Source organism: Stenotrophomonas sp. YJH_SMC_37, assembly GCF_059370035.1.
This window is the reverse complement of the sequence record NZ_JCAFTG010000006.1, coordinates 125,200-145,111: the sequence shown is the minus strand read 5'-3', so window position 1 is coordinate 145,111 and position 19,912 is coordinate 125,200. Positions and strand designations below refer to the sequence as shown.

At 67.5% G+C, this 19,912-nt stretch carries 21 protein-coding genes; 15 read left to right on the top strand and 6 right to left on the bottom strand.

Annotated elements, in window-relative coordinates; translation table 11 throughout:
* The first annotated feature begins 117 nt into the window (after positions 1 to 117).
* From AC5P8J_RS10780 to AC5P8J_RS10770, 3 genes are all read left to right on the top strand, one after another.
* The gene (locus AC5P8J_RS10780; RefSeq protein ID WP_019661896.1) at positions 118 to 435 is read left to right on the top strand and encodes a DUF4156 domain-containing protein; all 318 of its coding nucleotides are present in this window, start codon (positions 118 to 120) and stop codon (positions 433 to 435) included.
* A gap of 103 nt (positions 436 to 538) precedes the next feature.
* Entirely contained in the window at positions 539 to 1,555 is a 1,017-nt protein-coding gene (locus tag AC5P8J_RS10775; RefSeq protein ID WP_014035559.1) for a 3-oxoacyl-ACP synthase III, read from the top strand.
* Between the two features lie 140 nt (positions 1,556 to 1,695).
* A complete protein-coding gene (locus AC5P8J_RS10770; protein ID WP_227844221.1) occupies positions 1,696 to 2,586 on the top strand; it encodes an alpha/beta fold hydrolase in 891 nt (296 codons plus the stop codon).
* A 114-nt stretch (positions 2,587 to 2,700) separates the two neighbouring features.
* Here AC5P8J_RS10770 and AC5P8J_RS10765 read toward each other — a convergent pair whose 3' ends face one another.
* Positions 2,701 to 3,132 (bottom strand): YkgJ family cysteine cluster protein, encoded by a 432-nt coding sequence (locus AC5P8J_RS10765; protein ID WP_005407630.1) that lies wholly within the window; start codon positions 3,130 to 3,132, stop codon positions 2,701 to 2,703.
* A gap of 104 nt (positions 3,133 to 3,236) precedes the next feature.
* Here AC5P8J_RS10765 and oleC point away from each other — a divergent pair, with 104 nt between their 5' ends.
* From oleC to AC5P8J_RS10750, 3 genes are all read left to right on the top strand, one after another.
* Positions 3,237 to 4,895 carry an olefin beta-lactone synthetase gene (gene oleC, locus AC5P8J_RS10760; protein WP_164144813.1) on the top strand — a complete coding sequence of 553 codons (1,659 nt, stop codon included), beginning with the start codon at positions 3,237 to 3,239 and terminating at the stop codon, positions 4,893 to 4,895.
* The gene (gene oleD / locus AC5P8J_RS10755) at positions 4,892 to 5,884 is read left to right on the top strand and encodes a 2-alkyl-3-oxoalkanoate reductase (RefSeq protein ID WP_134735589.1); all 993 of its coding nucleotides are present in this window, start codon (positions 4,892 to 4,894) and stop codon (positions 5,882 to 5,884) included. The genes oleC and oleD overlap by 4 nt, the downstream gene beginning before the upstream one ends.
* Before the next feature lie 81 nt (positions 5,885 to 5,965).
* The gene (locus AC5P8J_RS10750; RefSeq protein ID WP_005407633.1) at positions 5,966 to 6,121 is read left to right on the top strand and encodes a DUF1328 domain-containing protein; all 156 of its coding nucleotides are present in this window, start codon (positions 5,966 to 5,968) and stop codon (positions 6,119 to 6,121) included.
* Positions 6,122 to 6,296: 175 nt separating this feature from the next.
* Here the strand turns inward: AC5P8J_RS10750 and ddlA are convergent, their stop codons facing one another.
* Positions 6,297 to 7,391 carry a D-alanine--D-alanine ligase gene (gene ddlA, locus AC5P8J_RS10745; RefSeq protein ID WP_031269342.1) on the bottom strand — a complete coding sequence of 365 codons (1,095 nt, stop codon included), beginning with the start codon at positions 7,389 to 7,391 and terminating at the stop codon, positions 6,297 to 6,299.
* A 391-nt stretch (positions 7,392 to 7,782) separates the two neighbouring features.
* Between ddlA and AC5P8J_RS10740 the strand changes: the two genes are divergently transcribed.
* The 4 genes from AC5P8J_RS10740 (at position 7,783) to AC5P8J_RS10725 (ending at position 11,553) form a co-directional block, all read left to right on the top strand.
* The gene (locus AC5P8J_RS10740) at positions 7,783 to 8,418 is read left to right on the top strand and encodes a ubiquinone biosynthesis accessory factor UbiJ (protein ID WP_021203737.1); all 636 of its coding nucleotides are present in this window, start codon (positions 7,783 to 7,785) and stop codon (positions 8,416 to 8,418) included.
* Positions 8,415 to 10,070, top strand: coding sequence for a ubiquinone biosynthesis regulatory protein kinase UbiB (ubiB, locus tag AC5P8J_RS10735; protein WP_495216781.1), 1,656 nt, complete (start codon positions 8,415 to 8,417; stop codon positions 10,068 to 10,070). Before AC5P8J_RS10740 ends, ubiB begins: the two co-directional genes overlap by 4 nt.
* Before the next feature lie 5 nt (positions 10,071 to 10,075).
* A complete protein-coding gene (locus AC5P8J_RS10730; RefSeq protein WP_019661889.1) occupies positions 10,076 to 10,654 on the top strand; it encodes an O-methyltransferase in 579 nt (192 codons plus the stop codon).
* A 155-nt stretch (positions 10,655 to 10,809) separates the two neighbouring features.
* Positions 10,810 to 11,553: a pseudouridine synthase gene (locus tag AC5P8J_RS10725; protein ID WP_134735274.1), complete on the top strand. Its 744-nt coding sequence runs from the start codon at positions 10,810 to 10,812 to the stop codon at positions 11,551 to 11,553.
* A gap of 70 nt (positions 11,554 to 11,623) precedes the next feature.
* Here the strand turns inward: AC5P8J_RS10725 and AC5P8J_RS10720 are convergent, their stop codons facing one another.
* A complete protein-coding gene (locus tag AC5P8J_RS10720; protein ID WP_134735273.1) occupies positions 11,624 to 12,151 on the bottom strand; it encodes a DUF2059 domain-containing protein in 528 nt (175 codons plus the stop codon).
* A 133-nt stretch (positions 12,152 to 12,284) separates the two neighbouring features.
* Between AC5P8J_RS10720 and arfB the strand changes: the two genes are divergently transcribed.
* The 3 genes from arfB to dcp all read left to right on the top strand — a co-directional run bounded on the left by arfB (position 12,285) and on the right by dcp (position 15,591).
* Entirely contained in the window at positions 12,285 to 12,716 is a 432-nt protein-coding gene (arfB, locus tag AC5P8J_RS10715; RefSeq protein WP_005420755.1) for an alternative ribosome rescue aminoacyl-tRNA hydrolase ArfB, read from the top strand.
* Between the two features lie 4 nt (positions 12,717 to 12,720).
* Complete coding sequence (locus tag AC5P8J_RS10710) at positions 12,721 to 13,323, top strand: 1-acyl-sn-glycerol-3-phosphate acyltransferase (RefSeq protein WP_134735272.1); 603 nt, start codon at positions 12,721 to 12,723, stop codon at positions 13,321 to 13,323.
* A gap of 111 nt (positions 13,324 to 13,434) precedes the next feature.
* Complete coding sequence (gene dcp / locus AC5P8J_RS10705; protein WP_134735271.1) at positions 13,435 to 15,591, top strand: peptidyl-dipeptidase Dcp; 2,157 nt, start codon at positions 13,435 to 13,437, stop codon at positions 15,589 to 15,591.
* 117 nt (positions 15,592 to 15,708) lie between these two features.
* Here dcp and AC5P8J_RS10700 read toward each other — a convergent pair whose 3' ends face one another.
* Entirely contained in the window at positions 15,709 to 16,155 is a 447-nt protein-coding gene (locus AC5P8J_RS10700; RefSeq protein WP_004153636.1) for a 3-dehydroquinate dehydratase, read from the bottom strand.
* Positions 16,156 to 16,158: 3 nt separating this feature from the next.
* Entirely contained in the window at positions 16,159 to 16,560 is a 402-nt protein-coding gene (locus tag AC5P8J_RS10695) for a hypothetical protein (RefSeq protein ID WP_021203742.1), read from the bottom strand.
* A 257-nt stretch (positions 16,561 to 16,817) separates the two neighbouring features.
* Here AC5P8J_RS10695 and lepB point away from each other — a divergent pair, with 257 nt between their 5' ends.
* Positions 16,818 to 17,444, top strand: a complete 627-nt coding sequence (gene lepB / locus AC5P8J_RS10690) for a signal peptidase I (RefSeq protein ID WP_495216780.1) — start codon at positions 16,818 to 16,820, stop codon at positions 17,442 to 17,444.
* A 124-nt stretch (positions 17,445 to 17,568) separates the two neighbouring features.
* The gene (locus tag AC5P8J_RS10685) at positions 17,569 to 18,825 is read left to right on the top strand and encodes an MFS transporter (protein WP_188250590.1); all 1,257 of its coding nucleotides are present in this window, start codon (positions 17,569 to 17,571) and stop codon (positions 18,823 to 18,825) included.
* A gap of 128 nt (positions 18,826 to 18,953) precedes the next feature.
* Here AC5P8J_RS10685 and AC5P8J_RS10680 read toward each other — a convergent pair whose 3' ends face one another.
* A complete protein-coding gene (locus AC5P8J_RS10680; protein ID WP_019661882.1) occupies positions 18,954 to 19,871 on the bottom strand; it encodes a LysR family transcriptional regulator in 918 nt (305 codons plus the stop codon).
* Positions 19,872 to 19,912: the final 41 nt, after the last annotated feature.

Sequence of the window (19,912 nt, the reverse complement as noted above, 5' to 3'; positions counted from 1 at the left end):
GCCATGCCGCGCTGTGCGCTCGCCGGGCATGGCACGGCGCTACCTGGGCTCCGCCCCGGCTACCCCCGATTCAGGCTGTTCAGGCAGAATCCCCCCATACCCTTCCAGGATCTGCCCATGCGCGTTCTGCTGCTTTCCTCCCTGCTGCTCACCGTCACCGCCTGTACCTGGGTGCCGATCGAACCGGCCGGCAAGGCGACCCGCGTACTGCCGGCAGGCCCCGTTCCCGCTGGCTGCATCGCCAGGGGCGAAGTGGTCGTCACCGTGAAGAGCAAGGTCGGCTTCTACAACCGCAACCCGCTGCGCGTGCAGGAAGAGCTGGAAACGCTGGCCCGCAACGAGGCCCCGAGCGCAGGTGCCAATGCCGTGCAGGCCGCTGCGGCCCCGGCCGATGGCAGCCAGCGCTTCGCCGCGTTCCAGTGCCCACCGCGCTGAACGCTTCACCATACGGCCAGCGCTGAATTCGTAAAGATGCGGTGAAGGCCCCCGGGGTTATAGAATAGCGCCCCCTTTTGCCTGAGCCTTGGCGCTAACCTCGATGCTCTTCAAGAATGTCTCGATCGCCGGCCTGGCACACGTCGACGCACCGCATACGCTGACCACCAAGGAAATCAACGAACGCCTGCAGCCGACGTTGGATCGCTTGGGCATCCGCACCGACGTGCTCGGCGATATCGCCGGCATCCACGCGCGCCGCCTGTGGGACAACGGCGTGCTGGCGTCCGACGCTGCCACCATGGCCGGCCGCAAGGCGCTGGAAGACGCTGGAATCGATGCGACGCAGGTGGGCCTGCTGGTCAATACCTCGGTCAGCCGCGACTACTTGGAGCCGTCCACCGCCTCCATCGTGTCGGGCAACCTCGGCGTCAGCGACGAATGCATGACCTTCGACGTCGCCAACGCCTGCCTGGCCTTCATCAACGGCATGGATATCGCCGCGCGCATGATCGAGCGCGGTGACATCGACTACGCGCTGGTGGTGGATGGCGAGACCGCCAACCTGGTGTACGAGAAGACGTTGGAGCGCATGACCGCTCCGGACGTCACCGCCGACGACTTCCGCAACGAACTGGCGGCCCTGACCACCGGTTCGGGTGCTGCGGCGATGGTGATGGCGCGCTCGGAGCTGGTGCCGGACGCGCCGCGCTACAAGGGTGGCGTCACCCGCTCGGCGACCGAGTGGAACCAGCTGTGCCTGGGCAACCTGGACCGCATGGTCACTGACACCCGCCTGCTGCTGATCGAAGGCATCAAGCTGGCACAGAAGACCTTCACCGCCGCCAAGATCGCACTCGGCTGGGCCGTGGAAGAGCTGGACCAGTTCGTGATCCACCAGGTGAGCCAGCCGCACACCGCTGCGTTCATCAAGAACTTCGGCATCGATCCGAAGAAGGTCATGACCATCTTCGGCGAGCACGGCAACATCGGCCCGGCCTCGGTGCCGATCGTGCTGAGCAAGCTCAAGCAGCTGGGCAAGCTGAAGAAGGGTGATCGCATCGCGCTTCTGGGCATTGGTTCCGGCCTGAACTGTTCGATGGCTGAAGTGGTCTGGTAAGCAGCCCGCTGCCCGACCTCCTGTAGAGCCGAGCCATGCTCGGCTCACGCGCACAGCGCGGTTCTTCCGCGGCCTGACCGGAGAGCCGCCGAGCATGGCTCGGCGCTACACCGCGCCGCGATTCTTCCAAGGTGCTCCGCATGCGCGATCTTCCCGGTTACCCCGCCCACCCGCAGCGCTTCGAAGTGCGCCCGGGCCTGTCGATGAACTATCTCGACGAAGGCCCGCGCGACGGCGAGGTAGTGGTGATGGTGCACGGCAATCCGTCGTGGAGCTATTACTGGCGCACGCTGGTGGCCGGCCTGTCGGACACCTACCGCTGCATCGTGCCGGACCATATCGGCATGGGCCTGTCGGACAAGCCTGATGACAGCCGCTACGAGTACACGCTGCAGTCGCGCGTGGACGACCTCGATGCGCTGCTCAAGCACCTGGGCATCACCGGACCGGTGACCCTGGCCGTGCACGACTGGGGCGGCATGATCGGTTTCGGCTGGGCGCTGTCGCACCACGACCAGGTCAAGCGCCTGGTGGTGCTCAACACCGCCGCGTTCCCGATGCCGGCGGCGAAGAAGATGCCGTGGCAGATCGCGCTGGGCCGTCACTGGAAGATCGGCGAGTGGATCATCCGCAGCTTCAACGCGTTCTCCTCCGGTGCCTCGTGGCTGGGCGTGGAGCGCAAGATGCCGGCCGACGTGCGCCGCGCCTACGTGTCGCCGTACAACAGCTGGGCCAACCGCATCAGCACCATCCGTTTCATGCAGGACATCCCGCTGTCGCCGGCCGACAAGGCCTGGTCGCTGCTGGAACGCGCCGGCAAGGCGCTGCCGTCGTTCGCCGACCGTCCCGCCTTTCTCGGCTGGGGCCTGCGCGACTTCGTGTTCGACCATCATTTCCTGAAGGGCTTCCAGGCCGCGCTGCCGAAGGCCCAGGTACATGCGTTCGAGGACGCCGGGCATTACGTGCTGGAAGACAAGCACGAGGTGCTGGTGCCGGAAATCCGGGCGTTCCTGGACAAGAACCCGATCTGAGAAGTGTGCCGACCAACGGTCGGCACCCCCCCCTTCCTCTTCCGGTGGGTGCCGACCGTTGGTCGGCACACCCGAAGGGTTGATGAGGTTGCCGGCCAGCGGCCGGCACTACCATTACGCGGCGACCGGCGCCTGCGGCGGCGAGGAAGGGCTGTTGCCGTTGTCGTCCGGGTGGTCGTCGTCATTGTCGGCGTCATCGCGCCAGCGCCAGTCGGCCGGCGTCAACGGATCCAGACCATAGGCGATGCGCGCCTTGTCGCACTGCGGGCTGGCCTTGCCATACTCCCACGATGCATCCACCTCGCGACACACGCTGGGCCGGTTGGGGTGGATGGTGCAGCGTGAATACACGCCGATCTGCGCATCCAGCGCGACGCAGCGCACCGGCTTGGAATGGGTGCCGCGCATGCACAGGCGATGCGGGTCCAGCACCTCGGTAAGCTGGTGCGGCACGCCGCCGGGGGTGACCTCGTCCGATTCCATCCAGTGGAAGGCCACGCGGTATTGGGTGCAGCAGGCGCCGCAGGTCATGCAGGGATGTTGCATGGGCAAGCCGCCTCGGGCGGCAGTCGGAATCGGGAACGAGGGTGCGGATTTTCCACGAAGTCGGCCGCCGCGCAAGAAATTCCGTAAGCGGCGACAATGAACGGATGAACCGACCCTGCAACATTGCCGCGCGCCTGCCTGAACTGGCGCGTGAACGCCCCGATCAGATCGCCATCCGCTGCCCGGGCCGCCGAGGCGCCGGCAACGGCATGGCCGCCTACGACGTCACCCTCGATTACCGCCAGCTGGATGCCCGCAGCGACGCCATGGCCGCCGGTCTGGCCGGCTACGGGATCGGCCGCGGGGTGCGCACGGTGGTGATGGTGCGGCCCTCGCCGGAATTCTTCCTGCTGATGTTCGCGCTGTTCAAGCTGGGGGCGGTGCCGGTGCTGGTCGACCCGGGCATCGACAAGCGCGCCCTGAAGCAGTGCCTGGACGAGGCGCAGCCGCAGGCCTTCATCGGCATTCCACTGGCGCATGTGGCGCGGCTGGCGCTGCGCTGGGCGCCCTCGGCGACCCGCCTGGTCACTGTCGGCCGCCGCCTCGGCTGGGGCGGCACCAGCCTGGCCGCGCTGGAGCGCGCCGGCGCCAGCGCTGGGCCGATGCTGGCCGACACCGATGGCGAGGACATGGCCGCGATCCTGTTCACCAGTGGCTCCACCGGCGTGCCCAAGGGCGTGGTCTACCGCCACCGCCATTTCGTCGGCCAGATCCAGCTGCTGGGCAGTGCCTTCGGCATGGAAGCGGGCGGGGTGGACCTGCCGACCTTCCCGCCGTTTGCCTTGTTCGACCCGGCGCTGGGCCTGACCTCGGTGATCCCGGACATGGACCCGACGCGGCCGGCGCAGGCCGACCCGGCACGCCTGCACGATGCCATCCAGCGCTTCGGCGTGACCCAGCTGTTTGGTTCGCCCGCGCTGATGCGGGTGCTGGCGAAGCATGGCCGGCCGCTGCCGACGGTGACCCGGGTGACCTCGGCCGGTGCACCGGTGCCGCCGGACGTGGTCGCCACCATCCGCAGCCTGCTGCCGGCCGACGCGCAGTTCTGGACGCCGTACGGCGCCACCGAGTGCCTGCCGGTGGCAGTGGTGGAGGGTCGTGAGCTGGAGCGCACCCGCGCCGCCACCGAGGCCGGCGCTGGCACCTGCGTGGGCAGCGTGGTGGAACCGAACGAGGTCCGCATCATCGCCATCGATGACGCGCCGCTGGCCGACTGGTCGCAGGCACGTGTGCTGGCCACCGGCGAGGTGGGGGAAATCACTGTGGCCGGCCCAACCGCCACCGACAGCTACTTCAACCGCCCGCAGGCCACCGCGGCGGCGAAGATCCGCGAGACGCTGGCCGATGGCAGCACCCGCATCGTCCATCGCATGGGCGACGTGGGCTACTTTGATGCACAGGGCCGTCTGTGGTTCTGCGGCCGTAAGACCCATCGCGTGGAAACCGCGCAGGGGCCGTTGTACACCGAACAGGTCGAGCCGGTGTTCAACACCGTGCCCGGCGTGGCGCGCACGGCCCTGGTGGGTGTTGGCCCGGCCGGTGCACAGGTACCGGTGCTGTGCGTGGAACTGCAGCGCGGGCAGAGCGACAGCCCGGCCTTGCGCGAGGCCCTGCGTGCGAAAGCCGCCGCACGGTTGCCCGATGCGAACCTGCAGCACGTCCTGGTGCATCCGGCGTTCCCCGTCGATATCCGTCACAACGCCAAGATCGGCCGCGAAAAGCTCGCCGTCTGGGCCGGCGCCGAACTGGAGAAGCGCGCATGAAAATCCTGGTCACCGGCGGCGGTGGTTTCCTCGGTCAGGCGCTGTGCCGCGGGCTGGTTGAGCGTGGCCACCAGGTGCTGGCGTTCAACCGCAGCCACTACCCCGAACTGCAGGCGATGGGCGTGGGCCAGATCCGCGGTGATCTGGCCGATGCGCAGGCGGTGCTGCATGCGGTGGCCGGCGTCGATGCGGTGTTCCACAATGGTGCCAAGGCCGGCGCGTGGGGCAGCTATGACAGCTACCACCAGGCCAATGTGGTCGGCACCGACAACGTCATCGCAGCCTGCCGCGCGCACCGCATCGGCAGGCTGGTCTACACCTCCACGCCCAGCGTGACCCATCGCGCCACCCATCCGGTGGAAGGCCTCGGCGCCGACGAGGTGCCGTACGGCGAAGATTTCCAGGCGCCGTACGCGGCCACCAAGGCGATCGCCGAACAGCGCGTGCTGGCCGCCAACGATGCCGCGTTGGCGACGATGGCGTTGCGTCCGCGCTTGATCTGGGGCCCTGGCGATCAGCAGCTGGTGCCGCGCCTGGCCGAGCGTGCGCGGCAGGGCCGCCTGCGCCTGGTGGGCGATGGCAGCAACAAGGTCGATACCACCTACATCGACAATGCCGCGCTGGCGCACTTCCTCGCCTTCGAAGCGTTGGCACCGGGCGCTGCGTGCGCGGGCAAGGCCTACTTCATCTCCAATGGCGAGCCGTTGCCGATGCGCGAGCTGGTGAACAAGCTGTTGGCTGCGGTGGGTGCGCCGACGGTGGACAAGGCGATCAGCTTCAAGACCGCCTACCGCATCGGCGCTGTCTGCGAGCGGCTGTGGCCGCTGCTGCGACTGCGCGGGGAGCCGCCGCTGACCCGTTTCCTGGCCGAACAGCTGTGTACGCCACACTGGTACAGCATGGAACCGGCGCGCCGTGACTTCGGCTACGTGCCGCAAGTCAGCATCGAAGAAGGGCTGCGCAGGCTGAAGGCTTCATCTGCTGCATAGATCGCCATCACTGGTTGCACACCGCAGGATCGGGAGGATGGACCCACGCCATCCAAGGCTCGACCACCCGCGAGGAGCGCCATGCTGCACTACGCCATCATCTTCTTTGTCATCGCCATCATCGCCGCCGTTCTGGGTTTCTCCGGTATCGCCGGCGCCGCAACGAACATCGCCTGGATCCTGTTCGTGGTGTTCCTGATCCTTGCGGTGATCTCGATGTTCCGCAAGCGAGGCTAGTAGACCGCAGGGTAGTGCCGGCCGCCGGCCGGCACTGCTCTTTCCGGTGGGTGCCGACCGTTGGTCGGCACGCCCCTTTGTAGAGTCGAGCGTGCTCGACTGCTTCTCGTGAGTCGAGCATGGCTCGACTCTACAGAGGATCATCGAGCATGGCTCGACGCTACACACAGCGCCGCTACACAGCGCTCTGCAGTCCGCGATCGGCCTCGTGGCGCTCCAGCGCCAGTTCGATCAGGCGCGTGATCAGCGTGGTGTAGTCCACGCCGCTGGCGCCCCATAGCTTCGGGTACATGCTGATGCGGGTGAAGCCCGGCAGCGTGTTGACCTCGTTGATGACGATCCCGCCCGCTTCGGTAAGAAATACATCCACGCGCGCCATGCCCGCGCACTCCAGCGCCCGGTAGGCCTGAAGCGCGATCTGCTGGATACGCGCCTGCGTTGCGCCATCAATGTCTGCCGGCACCACCACGTCGGCGCCATCGTCGTTGATGTACTTGGTGTCGTAGGCGTAGAACTCGTCGTGTACCACTACCTCGCCGCACAGGCTGGCCTGCGGATGCGCATTGCCCAGCACCGCGCACTCGATCTCGCGGCCGACCACCGCCGATTCCACCAGCACCTTGTGGTCGTAGCGCAGCGCCAATGCCAGCGCCTCGGCGAAGCCCGCTGCATCCTTGACCTTGCTCACCCCCACTGACGAACCCTGGTTGGCCGGCTTCACGAACAACGGCAGGCCGAGCTGCGCGATCACCGCATCGACATCGACTGCCGCCGCCTGATGGCGACGGATGCACAGCCACGGTGCCACCTGCAGCCCGGCGTCGCGCAGCAGGCGCTTGGTCACGTCCTTGTCCATCGCCACCGCCGAACCCAGTACCGGTGAACCGACGAAGGGCAGGTTGGCCATGCGCAGCAGCCCCTGCAGCGCACCGTCCTCGCCCAGCGGCCCGTGCACGATCGGCAGCACCACATCGATCTGGCCGAGCGCGCTGGCCGCATCGCACGGCTGCAGCTGCGCCTGCTCGGCGCCCGGGCGCACCGCCAGCGACGTACCGGACCGATGCAGCGCGATGCGCGACGGATCATCGGCATTGATCAGGAAGGTATCGGGTTGGCTCAGATGCCACTGACCCTGCTTGTCGATACCGACCAGCACCGGCTCGAAGCGCTCGCGATCAAGTGCATCGAGGATGTTCTTCGCCGACTGCAGCGAAACTTCGTGCTCGGAAGACTTGCCTCCGAAAATGATGCCGACCCGGGTCCGTGCCATGGGGAATGCGATGTCCTGTGCGTTGCGTGACCCCATAGCATGAACCTTCATCGGCCCACCGCGTGAGGCACAGATGAACCAGAAATCCATCCACGCATGGCGTGGATCTACCGTGTCGACCAAGGTCGACACCCACCAACAGCAACACAGAACGCCGTCCCGACAGATCGCAGCAAGCTGTCGAAGGCGGGGTGGGTCCGGTTGCGGGGGCGTGAGCGCCATGGATGGCGCGACCGAGCTTACATGGACGTACTTGCAGCGTCCCCCGCAACCGGACCCCCCCCGCCATCCCACGGATAGCCAGCTTTTGATGTTGCCCTGGCTGTTGCATCTGCGGGTGCCGGGCGGCAGCCCGGCCCAAGCCCCCCACCCACGCAGGTAGAATGCGCCCATGGCTCCTTCCCTGCTCAAGTCCCTCAAGCCGGTCGCTGGCCGCGCCCTGCAGATCGCCCTGAACCGCGCCCTGGCGCTGGATCCGGATACCCGCCATGCCCTGGCCAGCCTCGACGGCCGCCACATCGACCTGACCCTGGAAGCGCCGTCGCTGGCGATGCGCATCAGCGTCGACGGCGACCAGCTGCGGGTCGGTCCGGTGGACGCGCAGGAAGCCGACCTGGCCGTGCGCAGCAGCCTGGCCGGCGTGCTGGCGCAGCTGCCGCTGCTGGCCAACGCGCGGCGCGGTGACAGCAACGGCAAGGGTCGCGTGCGCGTGGCCGGCGATGCCGAACTGGCGCGACGCCTGCAGCAGCTGGCCAAGGGCTTCGACCCGGACTGGCAGCAGCCCTTCGTCAGCGTATTCGGCGAGGTACTGGGCGTGCAGGTTGCCAACACCCTGCGCAACGGCCTGCAGCACGCGCGCCAGGGCGCGATCGATCTGGCCCACAGCGCCGCCGAGTTCATCACCGAGGAATCGCGCGATGTGGTGCCGCGTGCCGAGCTGGACGCCTTCCACGATGACGTGGACGTGCTGCGCGACGACGTCGAGCGTCTGGGTGCTCGCGTGCAGCGCCTGCGGGGTGCCGCATGAAGGCCGTGCTGCGGGCCAGCCGCATCGGCCGGGTGATCCTGCGTTACCGCCTCGACGACCTGCTGCAGGGCACACCGGCCGAGCGCTGGTTGCGCCTGGCCAAGCCGTTCGTGCCGCGGGCCTCGGCCGACATCGCCGCACAGTCGCGCGGTGCACGCCTGCGCCTGGCGCTGCAGGACCTCGGCCCGATCTTCGTCAAGTTCGGCCAGATCCTGTCCACCCGCCGCGACCTGGTGCCACCGGACGTGGCCAATGAACTGACCCTGCTGCAGGACCGGGTCAAGCCGTTCGATGGCGAGACCGCGCGCCGCATCGTCGAGGACGCGCTCGGCCTGCCGGTCAGTGCGGCCTTCGCCAGCTTCGACACCGAACCGCTGGCCTCGGCCTCGATCGCGCAGGTGCACGCGGCGACGCTGGCCGATGGCCGCCAGGTGGTGGTCAAGGTACTTCGCCCGGGCATCGAGAAGCAGATCGACGCCGACATCGCCCTGCTCAATTCGCTGGCCGCGCTGGTCGAGCGCACCCACCCGCGCGCCGACAAAATCCGGTCGCGCGAAGTGGTGGCCGAGGTCGAGAACACCCTGGCCGCCGAGCTGGACCTGCAGCGCGAAGGCGCCAATGCCAGCGTGCTGCGCCGCTTCTGGGAAAACAGCGACGACCTGTACGTGCCGGAAGTGATCTGGAGCCATACGGCCGAGCGCGCACTGACCCTGGAGCGCGTGTGGGGCATTCCGTCCGACGACATCGCCGCGCTGGACAAGGCCGGCATCGACCGCAAGGCGCTGGCCGCCAAGGGCGTGCGGGTGTTCTACACCCAGGTGTTCCGCGACAACTTCTTCCATGCCGATGCGCATGCCGGCAACATCTGGGTCGACACCGATCCGGCGCGTCGCGCCAACCCGCGCTTCATCGCGCTGGACTTCGGCATCATGGGCCAGCTCTCGCAGGAAGATCAGTACTACCTGGCCGAGAACTTCATGGCCATCTTCAACCGTGACTACCGCCGCATTGCCGAACTGCACGTGCAGGCGCGCTGGATGCCGGACCACGTACGCATCGACGATCTGGAAGCGGCGGTGCGATCGGTCTGCGAACCTTACTTCACCCGGCCGCTGTCGCAGATCTCGCTGGCCGAAGTGCTGATGAAGCTGTTCCGCGTGGCGCAGCGTTACCAGCTGACCCTGCAGCCCCAGCTGATCCTGCTGCAGAAGACCCTGCTGAACATCGAAGGCGTCGGCCGCCAGCTGGACCCGCAGATCGACATCTGGGCGGTGGCCAAGCCGGTGCTGGCGAAGATCCTGCGCGAGCGCTACAGCCCGCGCCGGGTGGTACGCGAGATCGGCAAGCGCCTGCCGGAAATCATGACCCATGCCCCGGACATGCCACGTCTGGTACACGCCTGGCTGACCCAGCAGGTGGAAGGCCGCCATGAACTGTCGATGCGCTCGCGCGACCTGGCCGCTCTGGACGCCAGCGTGCAGCGCCTGCAGAAGCGCGCGGTGGGGGCGATCACTGGCGTGGGCCTGCTGGCCATTGCCGCGCTCATGTACGTGCTGCAGCCGCCGGGCTGGTACTGGGGCGACCTGCCAATGTGGAGCTGGTTGTCCGGTGCGCTGGGCGCAGTGGCGCTGGCGCGCGCGTGGTGGAAGTAGGTCCCATGCTGCAAGCGCTCAAGGACGAACTGGCACGCTTCGGCGCCGACAACGACGCCCGCGAGAGCGCGCGTGGCCGCCGCATGCTCAACATCACGCCGGACACGGGTGAATTCCTGTCCGTGCTGGTCCGCTTCGGCGCCGCGCGCAGGGTGCTGGAGATCGGCACCTCCAACGGCTATTCGACGCTGTGGCTGGCCGAGGCTGCCGCCGCCATCGACGGCCACGTGATCACGCTGGAATACGCACAGGACAAGGCGGCGATGGCGCGTGACACCTTCGCGCGCAGTGGCCTGGCCGATCGCATCACGCTGGTTCACGACGATGCAGGGCCGTGGCTGGCACAGGCCGTCGATGCCAGCATTGACCTGCTGTTCCTCGATTCGGACCGCGGGCAGTACGCCGGCTGGTGGCCGCAGCTGCGCCGCGTGCTGCGGCCGGGGGGCCTGCTGGTGGTGGACAACGCCACCTCGCATGCGCAGGAAATGGAACCGCTGCGCGTGCTGCTGGACGCTGATCCGGACTTCAGCGTCAGCCTGGTGCCGGTGGGCAACGGCGAGCTGCTGGCCGTACGCAGCGCCTGACTGCAGCGTTGCCCGCGCCTGATCCGGCAGGGCCGGCCGCGCCTGATCTGGTAGTGCCGGCCGCTGGCCGGCAACCCCAGCAGCCAGACGACCCTGAGGCAGCCGGCCAGCGGCCGGCTCTACCCCATTCAGTGCCCAGCCCCGATAATCCCGCGGTGAGCACCGAACCCGATACCCTCGCCGCGGTCGAGACCGACACCGCGCCCCTGCAGTTGCTGCACCTGGATGAGCGCCTGGCCGTGGTCAACAAGCCTGCCGGGCTGATGGTCCACGACAGCAAGCTGGCCCGTGGCGAAGACGACTTCCTGGCCGACCGCCTGCGCGAGCAGCTGGGGCGGCCGATCTTCCTCGTGCACCGCCTGGACCGGGCCACCAGTGGCTGCCTGCTGCTGGCCTTCGACCGCGAGACCGCCAGCGCGCTGGGCAAGGCGTTGATGGGCGGCGAAGTGTTGAAGGACTACCTGACGGTCTGCCGGGGATGGCCGGCGGAACTGTCCTGGCGGGTGGACCATGATCTGGATGGCGGCCCGGGCAAGCCGGTGAAGAAGCCAGCGATCACCGACTTCCAGCGCCTGGCGACGGGCGAGCTGTCGGTGCCGGTCGGTGAGTTCACCCGTTCGCGTTATGCACTGCTGCGCTGCCAGCCACAGACGGGGCGCTTCCGGCAGATCCGCCGGCACCTCAAGCACCTCTCGCACCACATGATTGGCGACACCAGCCATGGCGATGGCCGCCACAACCGCATCTTCCGCATGCAGGGCGTGCACCGCATGCTGCTGCACGCCGAGCGCCTGCGCTTCCCGCATCCGGAGGGCGGCGACGTGGATGTCAGGGCACCGCTGGACGGCGGGTTCCAGAAGGCGCTGGACCTGTTTGGCTGGCAGGTGGACGACGCCTGATGCTGCTGCCGTAAGCCGAGCGTGGGCTCGGCTCTACAGCCAGCGGCCGGGCGTGGCCCGGCGCACCCCGTTATTTCTTTTCCGGCTCGTTGACGATGGCTTCCAGATCCTTCTGCAGATCCGCGAACAGCGGCTGCATGCGCGCCTGGATGGCCACCATCACGTTCTGCATCAGCGCCGGGGTCTTGTCCAGCAGGCTCTGGCCGGCCGAACTCTCGTAGAACTCGGCCATCGCCAGCACGTCTTCCTTGCTGAACGTCTTCTTGTACAGGTCCACGTACATCGGCCGCAGCTGCTGCCAGGACAGGGCCTGGCGCAGGGTCTGGCTGGTCCGCGCCTGGATCCGCTTCAGCTGTTCCTGCTGCTGGGCGTTGAGCTGGCGCTGTGCGGCCACCTGCTGGAACTGCTGCTGCTGCATCGCCTCGATCTGCGGCAGCATGGTGTCGATCATGCTCTGCGCCCGTGACGCGGACAGCAGGCGGTTGATGTCGCCGTCTGTCGGTGGCGCGGCCAGGGCCGGAACGCTGACCACGGCCAGCGCCAGCAGCAGGGCGGCGCGGCGCAGCAGGGACGGCAGGGCGGGTGTGGTGCGGGTCATGCGGGCTTCCTGCGGTACATGGGACGGCCAGCATACCCGCAGCCAAGGCGAAGGCGGCGTGTTCGGTACCTGATCGGCGGCATACGGCGCGCGATGCCGCACTCCGGCACGTGGCTGCCGCTACAATGCGCGGATGGGCAGCGGACCGGTCACCATCAGCGCGCAGCTTGAAATCCCCGACGGCGAGATCGTCGAGCGGTTCGTGCGTGCCAGCGGTGCCGGTGGCCAGAACGTCAACAAGGTCTCCACCGCGGTGGAACTACGTTTCGACGTGGCCAACTCGCCTTCGTTGCCCGAACCGTTGCGCGCACGCCTGCTGGCGCGGCGTGACCGGCGCATGACCGGCGAAGGCGTGCTGGTCATCGATGCGCAACGTTTCCGGACCCAGGATCGCAATCGCGAGGATGCGCGCGAGCGGCTGGCGGCCTTCATCCAGGCCGGGCTGAGCGTGCCCAAGCCGCGCAAGGCCACCAAGCCGACCCTCGGGTCGAAACTGCGTCGTCTGGACGCCAAACGCGGGCGCGCGCAGATCAAGCGCGGTCGCTCATCACGTGACTGGGAGTGATTGCTTGAACAACCCGACTTCGTTGCTGCCGGCCGTGCCGCCGCAGATGCCGCAGGTCAAACCCAACGCCTTCCTGCGCTGGCTGGCGCGCTGCACCCTGCGCATGGGCGGCTGGAAGGTGACCGGCACCCTGCCTGACATCCCCAGGCTGGTCTTCATCATCGCCCCGCATTCGTCCAACTGGGATGGGCTGTGGGGCATGGCGGCCAAGATCGCGCTGGGCATGAAAGTGAAGGTACTGGGCAAGGCGTCGCTGTTCTGGTGGCCGCTGGGCCCGCTGCTGCACAGGCTGGGCGTGATCCCGCTCGATCGCAGCTCGCCGCAGGGCACCGTCGGACAGGCCGTGGACCTGCTGCGCAACAACGAGAAGATGTGGTTCGCCATCACGCCCGAGGGCACCCGCAAGGCGGTGAAGGAGTGGAAGGCCGGCTTCCTGAAGATCGCCCGGATGGCTGACGTGCCGATCCTTGCCGCGTACTTCCACTACCCGGAAAAGACCATCGGTATCGGCCCGCTGTTCACGCCCAGTGGTGATGACGCTGCCGACATGGCCGCGATCCGCGAGTTCTACCGGCCCTGGATCGGCAAGACCCGCGGTACGGTCTGAGCCTGCCGCAGGCCGCTGCATAGACGCCACGTCCGGCACATGCCGGGCGAGCGCGACAGGAGTAGGGTGGAGGGCTGGTATCCCGTACCGTCTGCCCAAGGAGTGTTTTACATGTCGCGTACCGTAGTCCTGGCCGCCGCCATCAGCCTGGCGTTGGCGGCCTGTTCCGGCAAGGAGTCCACCCCCGTGTCCGATGCCCAGAAGACCCCGGCCCAGCAGCCGGCCGAAGCCTCCACCAACCCTCTGCTGAGCGCCAGCACGCTGCCGTTCCAGGCCCCGCCGTTCGACAAGATCAAGGACAGCGACTACCTGCCGGCGTTCGAAGAGGGGATGCGCCAGCACCTGGCCGACGTGCGCAAGATCGCCGACAGCAGCGAGCCGGCCACCTTCGACAACACCATCGTGGCGATGGAGCGCAGCGGCGAGACGCTGAACCGCGTCTCGCGCATCTTCTTCGGCCTGGTCCAGGCCGATACCAACGATGCACGACAGAAGATCCAGGAAGAAGTGGCGCCAAAGCTGGCTGCGCACCAGGACGAGATCAATCTCGATCCGAAGCTGTTCGCGCGCGTGAAGTCGATCTATGACCAGCGCGACACGCTGGAATTGGATCCGGTGCAGAAGCGCCTGGTCGAGCACTACTACGACGGCCTGGTGCGCGCCGGTGCGCAGCTGTCCGACGCTGACAAGGCGACCCTGCGCAAGCTCAACGTGGAAGAGACCACCCTCTCCACCCAGTTCCATACCCGCCTGGTGGCCGCCACCGCCGCTGCGGCCGTCGTCGTCGACGACAAGGCCAAGCTGGCCGGCCTGGACGAGGATGCGATCAACAACGCCGCAGCCGCCGCCAAGGAACGCAAGCTGGACGGCAGGTTCCTGCTGCCGCTGCAGAACACCACCCAGCAGCCGGTGCTCGGCTCGCTGAGCGATCGCGACCAGCGCGCCGCCGTGCTGAAGGCCTCGGAGACCCGCGCCGAGCGCGGTGATGCCAACGACACCCGGCAGACCGTGCAGCGCCTGGCCCAGCTGCGTGCGCAGAAGGCCAAGCTGCTCGGCTTCGAGACCTTCGCCGACTACCAGCTGGGCGACCAGATGGCCAAGACCCCGGCTGCGGCACTCAAGCTGCTGACCGACACCGTGCCGGCCGCCACCGCCAAGGCGCGCGCCGAAGCCGGCGAGATCCAGAAGGTGATCGACGCGCAGAAGGGTGGTTTCCAGGTCGCCGCTTCGGACTGGGACTTCTACGCCGAGCAGGTGCGCAAGGCCAAGTACGATCTGGACGAATCGCAGATCAAGCCGTACTTCGAACTGGACAATGTGCTGCAGAACGGCGTCTTCTACGCCGCCACCCAGCTGTACGGCATCACCTTCAAGCCACGTACCGACATTCCGACCTACAACCCGGACATGAAGGTGTACGAAGTGTTCGACAAGGACGGCACCTCGCTGGCGCTGTTCTACACCGACTACTTCAAGCGTGACAGCAAGTCCGGCGGCGCCTGGATGGACGTGTTCGTCGAACAGGACGGCCTGACCGGTGCCAAGCCGGTGGTCTACAACGTCTGCAACTTCACCAAGCCGGCCGCCGGCCAGCCTGCGCTGATCAGCTTCGACGACGTCACCACCATGTTCCATGAGTTCGGCCATGCGCTGCACGGCATGTTCTCGAACGTGAAGTACCCGTCGATTGCCGGCACCGCCACCTCGCGTGATTTCGTCGAGTTCCCGTCGCAGTTCAACGAGCACTGGGCGCTGGATCCGAAGGTGTTCGCCAACTACGCCAAGCACTACAAGACCGGCGAGGCGATGCCGCAGGAACTGGTCGACAAGATCCTCAAGGCGCGCAGCTTCAACCAGGGCTATGCGACCACCGAGTACCTGTCTGCCGCGCTGCTGGACCTGGCCTGGCACACCCAGAAGGCCGACGCGCCGCTGCAGGATGTCGGCGCCTTTGAAGCCAGCGCGTTGAAGAAGTTCAAGGTCGACCTGCCGCAGGTGCCGCCGCGCTACCGCACCACCTACTTCGACCACATCTGGGGTGGCGGTTACTCGGCCGGCTACTACGCCTACTTCTGGGCCGAAGTGCTCGACCATGACGCCTACCAGTGGTTCACCGAGCACGGTGGCCTGACGGCGGCCAACGGCCAGGAGTTCCGCGACAAGATCCTCTCGCGCGGCAACAGCGTGGAGCTGTCGACCCTGTACCGCGATTTCCGCGGCAAGGACCCGTCGGTGGAACCTTTGCTGAAGTTCCGCGGGCTGAAGTAAGAAATCGAAAACGGCGGGGGAAACCCCGCCGTTTTTCTTTGTGTAGAGCCGACCCCATGCTCGGCTGGCTTTTTCTGGAGACGCAGCCGAGCATGGGCTCGGCTCTACACAAGCGGATCACGTCCCCACGTGCACCCGGTTGGCCTGCTCGGCCAACCCGAGGTGATCGAGCGCGATATCCAACGCCAGCACATAGCTCTGCGCGCCATAGCCGGCGGCGATGCCCAAGCGCTGGCCGACACCGGCCGGCAGGCAGGGCTCGGCCACCGCGCCGTCGTCGTGGACCTCCACGTAGGCATTGTGCAGGTAGGGCAGCAGGCGCTGCAGGCGCAGGCTGTTGGCGCACGCACCCGGGTCAAGCAGTGTCACTTCGCCACGGCTGTGATCGGCCACGCGCAGCGCATCCAGCAGTTCCTGCTCCGAACCGCAGGCACGGATCGCCACGCTGGTGCCGGCATCGATCGCGCGATGCACCAGCGACTTCAGGACCGGCGCCGGCAGTGGCATTGCCGTGCGGATCAAGGCGCCGGCGGCTTCCGGGCCGCGGATGATGAAGATCGACATGGCTCAGCCCTCCTGCGCCAGGCGACGGCCGACGATGGCCAGCGACAGCGGATAGCCGGCCTGCTGGCTGCGCTGGTCGACCACTACCGCGGCGGGGCCGTGCTGCAGGCGCAGCCGCGCATCCAGGCCGGGCTCGCTGGGCGACTGCAGCTCGATGTACTGCGCCGGCAGCCGTTCCAGCGCCGCCTGCAGTGCGCCACCCTCGGCCTGCCATTGCGCCTCGTCGGCCACGCCGACATCCAGCAGCACCCAGTCGGCCGAACGCGCCTGCGGCTGGCACAGGCACTGGCGCACTTCGGACAGGCTGGCGCAGTCGCTGCACAGCACGCGATGGCCGGCCAACTGTGCCGGCAGTTGGGGACGCGGTGCCGACGAAGAGGCGTGGCGGATCACCAGGAGGGTCATACAACACCTTGCGGAATGCGCCCTGCGGCGCGGTGGGCACACGATGCACGTGCTGGCCGTAAAGGTGCGATGCCCGTGGCCGGGTGCGCGCGTAAAACCTGCGTAACCCTTCCTGTAGAGCCGAGCCTGCGCTCGGCTGGCGTGCACCGACACTCGAAGAGCAGCCGAGCGCGGGCTCGGCTCTACAACAAGCCGGCGCGGGAACCTCTCCCGCCCGAGTGTGGTCTGATGCAGCGACCACCCACCCGGAGCCTGTCATGGATGCTGTTGCCCGTCCTCCCCTTCCCGAACGCGCGCTGCTCTGGCTGAAGAAGGAAGCATTGCCGCTGCTGGTGATGCTCGGCCTGCTCGCCGCCGCCCGCGATACCCTGGCCAACCACTACGTGGTGCCCAGTGGCTCGATGCAGCCAACCCTGCAGCCCGGCGACCGGGTAGTGGTGGACATGCGTGCCTATGGCCTGCGCCTGCCGTTTACCGGCAGGGAACTGATGTCCACCGGCGTTCCGCAGCGTGGTGAAGTGGCGGTGTTCGATTCACCGGCCGACGGCACCCGGCTGATCAAGCGCGTGGCGGCGGTGGCCGGTGACCATGTGCAGCTGCACGAAGGGCACCTGAGCATCAACGGCCAGCCGCTGCAGACCGCCGACCTGCAGGACGTGGAAGCCTTCGGCGAGCGCCGAGCCGGCCTCGATCTGGGTATGGGGGGCGGTCCTGACATCGCTGACCTGGTGGTGCCGGCGGGCAAGGTGCTGGTGCTGGGTGACCACCGTGGCAACAGCTTCGACGGCCGCTTCTTCGGTTTCGTCGATGCAGACAAGGTCTACGGCCGGGCGGTGGCTGTGTATTACCGCCGCGGTGACGGTTTCGAGTGGCAACGCCTGTAAGCTGAATTGATACTTCCTATATATCAATCCTGATCTATCAGGTTATGGATCGACTGGATCGACGGGCCTAGTCTGAGGCCCGTTCCCTCCCACGCCCGGCCGTCCCCACCGGCCCTTCGATTCCATGACTGGCGAAACTGCGGCGGCCGTTGAAGGCCGTCCCTCCACTCTCGATACCGGCACCGACACCCGCATCCAGCAGGGCACCCCGGCCTTCCGCCGCACCGCGTTGGCACTGTTCCTGGCCGGCTTCTCCACCTTCGGCCTGCTGTACACCGTGCAGCCGCTGCTGCCCGAGTTCAGCCGCCACTTCGGCGTGTCGGCCGCAGGCAGCGCGATGTCGTTGTCGCTGACCACCGGTACGCTGGCGGTGGCGATGCTGTTGGCCGGCCTGCTGTCCGATGCGGTCGGCCGTCGCCCGTTGATGATCGTTGCGCTGTTGGCGTCGGCCATGCTGTCGCTGAGCACGGCGCTGGTGGACGACTGGACCACGCTGCTGGTGCTGCGCACCCTGCTTGGCCTGGCGCTGAGCGGCGTGCCGGCAGTGGCGATGACCTACCTGGTCGAGGAAATGGACAGCCGCGCGCTGGGCCTGGCGATGGGCCTGTACATCGGCGGCAACGCCATCGGTGGCATGAGCGGGCGCCTGCTGGCCGGCATCATCGCCGATCACTGGGGCTGGCGCTGGGGCATTGGCGTGGTCTCGATCATCGCCATCGCCAGTACCGTGCTGCTGTGGCTGCAACTGCCGCCGTCGCGCCATTTCCATCCCCGCCGCGATGGCCTGCGCGAGTTGCCGTCGCGCTGGCGCCTGCTGTTCGCCGACCCGGGCCTGCCGTGGCTGTTCGCCACCTCGTTCGTGCTGATGGGCGTGTTCGTCACCCTCTACAACTACCTGGGCTATCACCTGCTGGCGCCGCCGTACCACCTCAGCCAGACCGTGGTCGGGCTGATCTTCAGCGTGTACCTGGTGGGCACCTTCAGTTCGGCGTGGATGGGCCAGCAGGCTACGCGGTACGGGCGCGGCCGCATCCTGTCGATCTCGTTCGCGCTGATCGGCGCCGGCATCGCGCTGCTGGCGATGCCGTGGCTGAGCACGATGGCACTGGGCATCGCGCTGGTCACGTTCGGCTTCTTCGGTGGCCACTCGGTGGCCAGCAGCTGGGTCGGCAGCCGTGCCGGTACGATGCGCGCGGAAGCGTCGGCGCTGTACCTGTTCGCCTACTACCTGGGCTCCAGCGTGCTGGGCGGGGTCGGCGGCCTGGCCTACGCGGCCTGGGACTGGTGGGGCGTGTGTGCGTTCGCCGCGGTGCTGACCCTGATCGGTGGTGGCATCGTCTGGGCGCTGCAGCACCGCGCCCCGCAGCCGGTGACCGCGTGACCCAACGCACGGTAGTGCCGGCCGCTGGCCGGCAACCACGGTGTAGCGGCTTTGCCGAGGTAGAGTCGACTGTCAGTCGACTGCTCTTCCATCAGATCGAGAAAACCCGCGCTGCGCGCGATAGTCGACTAACAGTCGACTCTACCGGCGAACGCCCCGCGCAGCAGCCCGGCGAAGTTTCGGATCAGCGGCGTCACCCGTTCGCGATGCCACGCCAGCTGCACTTCCGAATGCGCGCCAGCATCGGCCAACGCCACGAAGCGCGATCCTTCCACCCGGATGTGATCGCACGACGACGGCAGGATCGCCGCACCCAGGCCCGCAGCGGCCAGGCTGATCAACGTCGATGCTTCACCGGCTTCCTGCACGATGCGCGGCGTGAAGCCCGCCGCCGCACACAACGCGATCATGTGGTCGTGGATGCCCGCGCCCGCGCTGCGCCGGAATGCCACGAACGGCTCCTGCGCGAAGTCGCGCAACGACACCGTGCCCTGCTTCGACAGCCTGCGCAGGGCAGGGTGGTCGGCATGCACGATCAGCGCCAGCGGATCGACGAACAGGCTGTGTGCCACCAGTTCCGGCGGCAACGCACGCTTGCGGATGATGCCCACGTCCAGTGAACCATCGAGCAGCGCGTCGATCTGCTGCAGCGTATTCATCTCGCTCAGCTGCAGCCGCACCTGCGGATACTGCTGGCGGTAATGCAGGATCGAACGCGGGATCTGTGGCGACAGCGGCGTGGCCCGGGTCAGGCCGATATGCAGTTCACCCTGCTCGCCGCGCTGCGCACGCTGCACCTCGTCCACCGCGGTTTCCACCTGCTGCACGATTGCGCGCGCGCGTTCCTGCAGCAGCTCCCCAGCAGGCGTCAGCTGCACGCGGCGATGGCTTCGCACGAACAGGCGCGCGCCGATCAGTTCCTCCAGCTGCCGGATCTGCTGGCTGAGCGGCGGCTGTGACATGCCCAGGCGCTCGGCCGCCTGGCCGAAGTGCAGCGTATCGGCAACAGCGAGGAAGTAGCGCAGGTGGCGCAGTTCGATGGACATGGGGCCAGTTTATTCATCGTCAGCCGGAAATGAATCAGAGA